The 8,763-nt window shown below is 36.2% G+C and carries 9 protein-coding genes; 1 reads left to right on the forward strand and 8 read right to left on the reverse strand.

Translation table 11 applies throughout. The features are described 5' to 3' along the window. Positions 1-21: 21 nt before the first annotated feature. The 3 genes from CK510_RS31930 to CK510_RS20945 form a co-directional block, all read right to left on the reverse strand. Complete coding sequence (locus tag CK510_RS31930; protein ID WP_158224938.1) at positions 22-162, reverse strand: hypothetical protein; 141 nt, start codon at positions 160-162, stop codon at positions 22-24. 122 nt (positions 163-284) lie between these two features. Further along, positions 285-1,169 carry a DUF1186 domain-containing protein gene (locus CK510_RS20940; RefSeq protein WP_095723548.1) on the reverse strand — a complete coding sequence of 295 codons (885 nt, stop codon included), beginning with the start codon at positions 1,167-1,169 and terminating at the stop codon, positions 285-287. 39 nt (positions 1,170-1,208) lie between these two features. Continuing rightward, complete coding sequence (locus CK510_RS20945; RefSeq protein WP_095723549.1) at positions 1,209-2,420, reverse strand: AIPR family protein; 1,212 nt, start codon at positions 2,418-2,420, stop codon at positions 1,209-1,211. 351 nt (positions 2,421-2,771) lie between these two features. On the opposite strand from CK510_RS20945, the gene CK510_RS20950 reads away from it, so the two are divergent. Next, positions 2,772-3,122, forward strand: a complete 351-nt coding sequence (locus CK510_RS20950; RefSeq protein ID WP_095723550.1) for a hypothetical protein — start codon at positions 2,772-2,774, stop codon at positions 3,120-3,122. A gap of 175 nt (positions 3,123-3,297) precedes the next feature. On the opposite strand, the gene CK510_RS20955 is transcribed toward CK510_RS20950, so the two are convergent. The 5 genes from CK510_RS20955 to cmr4 form a co-directional block, all read right to left on the reverse strand. Further along, positions 3,298-3,978 (reverse strand): hypothetical protein, encoded by a 681-nt coding sequence (locus CK510_RS20955; protein ID WP_095723551.1) that lies wholly within the window; start codon positions 3,976-3,978, stop codon positions 3,298-3,300. A 125-nt stretch (positions 3,979-4,103) separates the two neighbouring features. Next, a complete protein-coding gene (locus CK510_RS20960; protein WP_095723552.1) occupies positions 4,104-5,702 on the reverse strand; it encodes a hypothetical protein in 1,599 nt (532 codons plus the stop codon). Positions 5,703-5,737: 35 nt separating this feature from the next. Then, positions 5,738-7,387, reverse strand: a complete 1,650-nt coding sequence (locus tag CK510_RS20965) for a hypothetical protein (protein WP_095723553.1) — start codon at positions 7,385-7,387, stop codon at positions 5,738-5,740. Positions 7,388-7,449: 62 nt separating this feature from the next. Then, complete coding sequence (locus tag CK510_RS20970; protein WP_095723554.1) at positions 7,450-7,881, reverse strand: hypothetical protein; 432 nt, start codon at positions 7,879-7,881, stop codon at positions 7,450-7,452. A gap of 75 nt (positions 7,882-7,956) precedes the next feature. Further along, the coding region (gene cmr4, locus CK510_RS20975; RefSeq protein WP_095723555.1) for a type III-B CRISPR module RAMP protein Cmr4 at positions 7,957-8,763 on the reverse strand (807 nt) is incomplete at its 5' end.

An 8,763-nucleotide genomic window follows, 5' to 3' on the forward strand; every position in this document is an offset into this window, starting at 1 on the left:
CATTGGAATATAGTTAGATTCCTATTTTTCTATAATTATGCGTTTTGGCTCCCGATTCACCTCTGCAACATCCTTTGTCTCTGGCTCTAAATTTTGTTCTTCTTCCTCAATATTTTTCATTTTGAGGAGAAGGAGTTGTTCTGATTTTTTGATTAGTGTCATATCTCGATTTGCAACTAGAAACAGAATTTAACTTGTATATAAACGAAAACACAGATTTATTATTGTACATTTTAATCATCAAAAATCACGTTAATTAAGAAATGTAAACTGAATCCTTGAGATTATTTTTTCTTTGGTCGATTTTTGCGTCGAGCTTGTTTTTGCATTTCTCTCTTTTTACTAGCTTGAGCTTTTGTTGACTTAGATGGTTTCGCAAAGTTCTCTAATCCAGGAGAGATAGGAGAATTTGCTTTCAATTTGTCCTGACGAAAACAAATCCATGATTCGATTTCTGAAATTGTATTCTCAATCAAAGAATAACGTGATTTCTCACGAAGTTCTGTTAAAGCTATTTCTACTCCCCCTTGAAAAGAATCATTCACATTATCTTGACTAATAAAGAATGATTCAATTAAACCTTCCTCAAAAACTTCATCAATATATTTTTTGAGTTCTATGAAACAGAGTTTACAACTATTAACCACTAATCTCGTGAAAATATAGTCCGGTTTCCTTTCAAGTTTAGTTGAGAAAAGCTCTTCAAAATATTGAATAACTTGCTCCCTAGAAATAATTCCTTGAACAACCAAGACGACTAGCGAACTGAGAAAAGCACTTCTAATATATTCATTGGCTTGCTGATTTTCTATTATTTGTTTAATTGGGTCAAGATTTCCGTCAAAAACAGAAGCAATAATTCTACCCAAATCCTCTGTGACTAAATCTCCGGTTGCATCCATTGCTATCTCTCCAGGAACCGAGAAAAACTCGACAATTAGAGGATAAGCTGATTTTTCGCGGAATTGTGCCAGTAGATAAAAGGCATACAGATGTAAGGTATATTCGGATTCTTCTAGTAGGTTCTCTAGATTATTTTTACATTCTTCTAATGTTGCTAATAACAAAGGTGTAATTGCTGATTTTTCCTCAATTGCCCTCTCTAAAGCCTCACGGGGAAAGGTTCCAGTGTTGTTTTCTAGTTGGGATATAATTTCTGTTAATTGCATTTTCCAAATTGGCTACTTTGACGAATTATCAAGTTTGTCTCACTTCTGCTTTTTCGTATTTGGTGAAAGAACCAAATTCTCTTGATTTAGCAGTTTATGTTTGTTCATCAAATATCGATTGGAATATGTTAACGCAGAAATGTACATTGTTTCCCAAATATCAATATTTCGAGACAGTCTGGCACCAATACTATTGCCTGCTGTCTTCTCTGATATCAAATATTTACGGTAGTAGTTATCCCACAAATGGCGAATTAATTCTAAGGCAAACTCTTCAAAAGGAAGAATCCATTGATAGTCCTTATCCAAAAATGCTCGAAACGAGGCAACAACTGGCATGACTAAATCCGCAGGTGCTCCAAAACCAAAAGAATAACGACTATCGGGTAGGAGGGTATTCTTCCGCAGGTCAATCGATGCTAAATCGTTGCCACCTTTCCGCTTGGGATTGGTGATATATTCCTGGATAACTTCGTAAAACTTCTGTTCAATCCACAATGCTTGCGGTAATAGGGGCAGTAATTTGATTAATCTCTCCTTCTCCACACCAGTGATTTTTGTGGTGCTGCTCAAGCTCGTGGGATGTTTTGACCTGAGATTTTCCGGGTTATATCTATTCCTATCGAGGCAATTAACCAGTTTAAACAAGTGATTGACGTTGCAATGAGCGTTAACGGGAGTACCACTTTGATTCTGGTAATAGGCAATCCTAAATTTAATACCCAATTCCATTTCCAACCCAGCTAAATACTGCTTAATAAAATCGTAGTCACCCCTGGCATTTTTCTTGGAACGGGAATCGACAGGTGCAGATGTATTGGAAGCAAGAGCAATATCTTTGGCTTGTTTTTCCTCCAATCCAATGTGGATGGTGACTTTAACGCGAGCTTGAGCTAAGTTGTAGTCGTAATTCTTGGCAGTTTTGAAAGCAAGTATGGTATGTCCACCATTAATAATCCCGTTGCTGCCACCTTCAGAAGCTTCGAGAATTTCCAGTTCGAGTTTATCTTTGCTAACTTTGACTTGATTGGCAGAGAGGACAATACCGGAATGTCGAGCAAAGAATTCTTCCGGTTCGGTGGTTAGGGAATCAAATATCTGTCGATAGGTTCCACTTTTGCGGTTAGGTTCGCGGATATTTGGTTCTAAGGGCAAATCAACGGGAAAATCCGCAACGTGAGCGGTAGCAACAATGCAATTGCTACTTACTTTCAAGTGGTTATCAATTTTAATAGCGCAAATCTTGGGCATAACAAATCAACCAGAACAGCAGCGAATACTCTATTTTGGGTCGAATCTCGAAGACTCTTAGCGATATACCAACAATTCGTAACAGCTAAATTTAGACCCAATCTTCATTTTAGACTTTTACCGTTCTTTTTGTGGAGCCATAAATAGAGGTGAATGTTGGTATATCGTTTCCTCTGTTTCTATCCCCAAAGTCGTATTTTTTCGTCTTTAGTTCTCAATTCAACAATCAAATCAGAAGTCATAAGAAAGTCCAAGTGCATAAAAAATAATAGCCCGACATAGAAGGAAATGAAGGGATTAACACCCTAACCAAACTTTAATCACACAAATATTAAGTAAAGGGCTAAAGCAATGATAAATCGTATTCGTACCACAATCATGGGTATGTCTCTCTTGGCAACTGCATTGGTTTCGACTACAGCAATGGCTGCACAACCACAAGTAGAAATCATATCTAAAAGCTGTATTGATGCTGTTCAACCCACAAAATATACCCTAGTAAGTTCACGCCCACTTCAGCCTAATTCCAGTTTACCAATTACAGCACCAGGTGGTTCAACTGAGAAGAAAACTTGCGAAACTACTAATGCTCCTGGGACTAATTCACAAGGAGTTAATGGTACTAGTCGCTGTACTACTTGCACCTATTCTTCTAATGGGCATGTCACTGTCAATTGTATTTTTATCGCACCTAAAAAATAATAAATATTTAACGTAATACTGCTCGGTTAATCAGAAAAGGAGAAGGAGGAAAGGTTTAAAAAGTTGATGTATAAGAATTTTCACTTTTAACCTTTCCCTGTTAACCAATAAGTATTGGCTTCTCCGTTATTCTTGCGTTGAAATTAAGAATAATTTATTCTTATCCAAAATCTAATTAATCAGCTTCGATATTAACAGTGTCAATGAACTGTTTACTCTTTTGAATAGTAGATTTTTTAGTAGAGACTACTTTTTGACCCTGGGATTTTTCTACGATTTGTTGTCCGGTTAAATAGTTAATACTAGTCAAAGTTGAATCGCCATTAGCACGGTCATAATCAAGAATATCTTTACCAATTAATATTAGTCGTTTAGAGGATTTATCTATCCAAAAACGGTGTGTAGCTTCACGAGCTTCCCTAGAACCACTTAACTGGGATACTATTATAACTCCCGATATTATCTTAATAGTTGAATTGGCTCCATCTGGACTACTTAAAACACCTGCACAGGATGAACACAGTAATAATTTGTTAGCTACTGCAAAACGTTGTAACTTGCCATTTGCTTGTTTGACTAAAACTACTATTGCACGGGCGCGATCGCTTTGTGTTCCCGCTTCGATTAATGTTAATACTGTGTCTGGTTTGCGATCGCTATTGATATCTCCCTCAACTCTATCCTGAATTTTCCATCCTTTGGGGACAAAATCTTGAACTGTCTTTCCTTGGGTTGGTACTAAACTTGGATTGAGTAATTGCACCGATTGAGCATTCACGATTCCTGTAAACATCGATGAGATTGTAGCTGATATTACAATCCCACTGGTGAATAATCCTACATTTTTCCAGTTCATAGAGAATTTAATCCTAAATGGTTTACTCTATTTATACATGAAAGTCCTGGTCAAATACGTAATATTCGTTAGTTTTAGAAGATTTCAGTTGTAGGTTCGCTCTTGTTTGAGAGAAAAAGGGGAGTTCAAACTAGGTTATCAGCGATCGCATTTAATTTTTTCTGCAATTTACCTGGTTTATAGGGCAGTTTCAAGAGTGCGATCGCTTCTAAAAAGGGTTTTTTAACGTTTTGACTATAAGTATCTATGACCGTAGCAATATTATTCGGTTTTACCTTTGAATATCCAAGTAAGTAATCAATTACATCACTATCTTCCATTCCCCGTAAGTTATGCATGAGTTGGTTACGTAGGTCAGATTCACGGTCTTTATAATAATCGCATGACCACTTTAAATTTGCCCAAGTTTGCAATTCTGGGTTCAATTTTTTTAACCATTCTAACATCACATTATTTGCATTAGTCTTGAAAATTACTTCACCTCGGTCATAACGTTTAAAATAATCTTTATCAACAGGAAATTTTAGCAGCTTGAAAATATCTTCCTTAATGGTATTTAATTCATCTATCTTGGACCAGGTAATATTTTGAGATTTGGACATATTAATTAAAGACAAACCTTCGTTATCCCACTGCAAGAATTCTGAGACAGCAACCCCGCGATATTTATTTTGAATTTTTGCTGTTTCGTTGAGAATTGCAACCTTCAAGAATGTTTCTTGTGCTGCTGCAAGTAAAGATATTCCCTGTAAATAGTTATTTTGATTGAAGAAAAATCTGATTAAGTCGAGACTATCTATTATTCGCTGGCTAGCATTAGCTATTTCAAAATCTTTGGTATTATCTCTTTCTACACTGTGGAGATTGAAAAAATCTACCATTTTCCTGAGTTCATCAAGAGTTGTTTGAGAAATTTGAGTTATTCCATCTAACATTTTTAATGCTGTACCAGGGAAACCAGTAACAATCAACTGCTTTGCTTTTTGAATTTGGATACCACGCCAATATTGAGAACTATCGATAATTTTAGCTTCAGATTGCTGATTATAATCGCTATCATAGTATTGATTACTAACTAAAAATTTAACGTTTTTGAATTTACCTAAACTTACGAATTGAACTGCTGATGATATAGCTGGAGTTCCTGCTTGGTGACTAATATATACAGCTTTTACTTGACTGATTTGCAATTTGGAAAATTCAGCTTTGACTAAATCTAAAGTTGCATCCCAATAATCTAGACCTTCTGTTGATTGTGGTGTGAGTGTAATAAACTTTATTGGAACATTATATTTATTTTCAAATTTATTTTCAAATTTATTTGCAAAGTATTTAATTAATAAAGGTTTTAGGCTAATTGTATCTTGCCAATAAGCACATTTTTCATTCAATCTTTGTTCTTCACAAAATAAATTGCTTTGGTCTGTGAGTAAAATAATAATTTCTTCTAGTTCAATATTATCCTTTTCTATCTTTGTAAAAAAGGTATCAATCAAGGGAAACTCTAAATCATCAAAATGATTAGGTTGATCAGTGTAAGTTAAACCTAATACTCTTGCTGGTACTGTATAACCCTCTCGTTTATCTTTAGGATTAATTGGTGTAGCAGAAGCAAACTCTTCGCATTCCAGATTACTGCTAATTGCAGTAAATAAACGATTCCAATTCCGTTCGTGTTTCAGCCGAACGTCACTATTTCCAGTAGTTAAAATCCAAACTGACATATATTCAATCCTTCTGTTATGTTTTTTTTAAACTTTTAATTTGGATAAATACGGCTAAAATCACTCTTACTCAAAAACTCGATAAATTCTTTAGTTGTATTGCTGGAATCTGGAAATATAGTTATAAACTCAATATATTCATCTTCCATTCGTCGCATTGTTCCGTCTTTTAACCTGCTATAACGAGGATACATGCGATGCCAAATTCGACCTATTTGATTTATCTTTCCAGTCAAACTTGAACCTTTAATCGATTGGTTTTCCTTGTATGCACCATGAAACCAGCGCACAGCTAAAGAGTCATCCTCGTCTTCAGCAATTCTTCCCCAAACTTGGACTTTTTCTGGATGCCAGACTTCACGCCATTTGCTAATATTGGTAGTAGACATTTTTTTATGTACAATTACCCACTGATTAATTTTTTCATTCAGGCTAGTGAGGAATTTAGAAACATTCTCTAGTTTATTTGTGGGAATATATAGTTTTTCTGCACCCTTGTTAAATTCCCAATGACAACCTATCATTGGTTTTTGATTATTATTAAGATAATCAGGAAAAAATATCCGATGGTCAATTCGTCTCCAAGACTTGCCAAAACCACCCAGTAATAGGGAAAACTGGACAAGCTTCATCGCTAATGAGCGTAATTCACTCTTATATTCGTCGCTGATAAAACGCATAGATAAAATATGCAAACTACCATTATTTAACTCATAAATAGGCATCGAATTTCCGCGATATCTATACTCATCCATATCTAATTCAATCGCGTTAAAAGCAATTCCTAAAAGTCCGACAATCGCACCATCTTTACCTGCAAATCCACCCCAAAGTTCCCTAGTTAACGCTTCTGCGCTATTCTCATCGGTGACACCAGCAAATAAACGTAAGGTGTGACCACGTAAAGCGGCTTTAAACATGTTAGGACGAAATTCACCAGTTTTATTAATCAGTTGGGATGCTAATCCTTGTCCTGATAATCCGACTGTCAATAATTTTGTTTCTGGATGTTTGGTAGGTTGACCATAACCAGCACTAACACGAGAACCGATACCACGCTCTAATGCTTTTTCCCAAATATTCCAAATAATATCCCATTCACTACTATCGAGTTCTATATTACTGGAAATACCAAATACTAAAATAGGTTCGTGCAAAGATATTTGAATAAAGGCAGAATGACTGTTGTTGTCTTTAATTTGCCAATCAGCTTGGGGATGAACAACATCAACGAGTTCCTTATCCTTCCAAGTTGCGTCTTTTGGGTATCCACCATGAAAGCGTAATATACCTGGTTTTGTTGTAGAATCTTTCTGATTACTAATAGCACCATAATTACCACCGCAATAGCGTATAGCTTGTTCGGGGGTGCAGCTACGCAGAAATGCACCCTTCATACTTGTACCAGGGTAGTAGGGGAACCCAGCAGCAGCAATTACCGGACGAATAATATCATCATCCTGTCCGCTATTGGAAATAAATCGCCAAGTAATTTTATATTCTTTCGTGATGACGCGTAGTTTACCACCGCAGGTATCGCAAAAATTAGGAATGTCATTGCCAACACCTTCACTCCACTCATCAACCCACCGATAGGCTTTTTCAGGTTTTGCTATGTATTGAATTTGACCTCGACCTTTGATTTGCGCTTGAAACATCAAAGGTATTTCTCTGTGATTTGACATAAAAGTGATCGCTTAGAAGTTGGAAGTTTGCAATTTATAACTCTTAGAAATTGACAAATAACTTATTCATCATCATCGTCTCTATCACCAACTTTTTTATATCGCTGTGTCCACCAGACCAAAGAGTCGCAAAATTGAGTTAATACTGATAAACATATTTTTTGGTCATCAAGAGATAAAGACCATAATTTTTCGGCAACTTTCTCAACCTTATCCGTATCGCGATCGCTTATTTCATCTGCGGGTAATTCTACACCTGTTCGCTTCATTATTTTGACAAATTCTTGCCAAACACTTTGCCAGTATTTGCCTTTTTCACGTTCTTTAGCATCATTTTTGCCTAAAAGACGCAGATGCTCACCCCAAAAGCGTTCTAATCCGTAGGCAACGGGGATCCGCATTTTGTGGGATTGACCGATAACACCTTCTTTATTGCGAAAAGATAATACTAAGCGTTGTGCTTCTTGGTCTAAATTATAAGGTTTCCAAGTCATAAGTAAAAAGTAAAAAGTAAAAAGTAAAAAGAAAGAAGAAGAAAGAAAAAAGAAAAAAGCAAGATAATAATTTAATTAGGGGTTAACTATTTTTAACTTACAGTGACCAAAACCTATAGATTCTAGACCACCGAAGTAAATATCACTAGTAATGTTGTCGGGAAAAGGTTCCCATTTTTTATTACTTTTATCGTCACGAAGTGCAATTGGAAATACTAAAATGGTAGCTTCTGGTAAAGCTTCAGTATTGAAAAAACCACCCCCATCGACTACTTTTTCGTCATTTTTTAAGCGGACGCGACTTTGACGGTATAATGCCATATCATGAATCATGGCAATGTCACTGTCATCGACTATGACAGCAGGTAATTCTTTACCGTTCGGGAACCATTGAGATAAATCTTCGGTGCGACTAATCTCTAGAAATCCTAAGTTGAAGAAAAGTGTTTTTTTCCCTCTAGATTCACGAGCTTTGATATTACTTGAAGCAACATAAATATCTGGGGTTTCTGCCTTAATTCCAGCAATACGTTTGTAGCGTTCTAATAATCGACGACTGCTAACCCAAACAATGGGTTGACCGGGACAAAAAACAGGCAGCCAAATAATAGATGCATGTTCAAACTTGGTGATAGACTCGTTATTAGTATCTGATTGTTCTGAATCTGCACCTGCACCATACCAGTAACTAACCTCCTTTTCATCTGCGTAATTTCGCATTTCTGCACGAAAACGACCACGTAAGGAACTGCCAGGAATAATCCCAGTTTGGGTAAATTGGTCGCGGAAAATTAAGTTGAGATTTCCACTTTCTTCTCCTGCTGTTGCACCAACATGGAGAGGTGCAAGGGTTTCGATAATGCCGTAAGCTTTCTTATACAT

The sequence above is a fragment of the Brunnivagina elsteri CCALA 953 genome (assembly GCF_002289455.1).
Classification (GTDB): Bacteria; Cyanobacteriota; Cyanobacteriia; order Cyanobacteriales; family Nostocaceae; genus Brunnivagina; species Brunnivagina elsteri.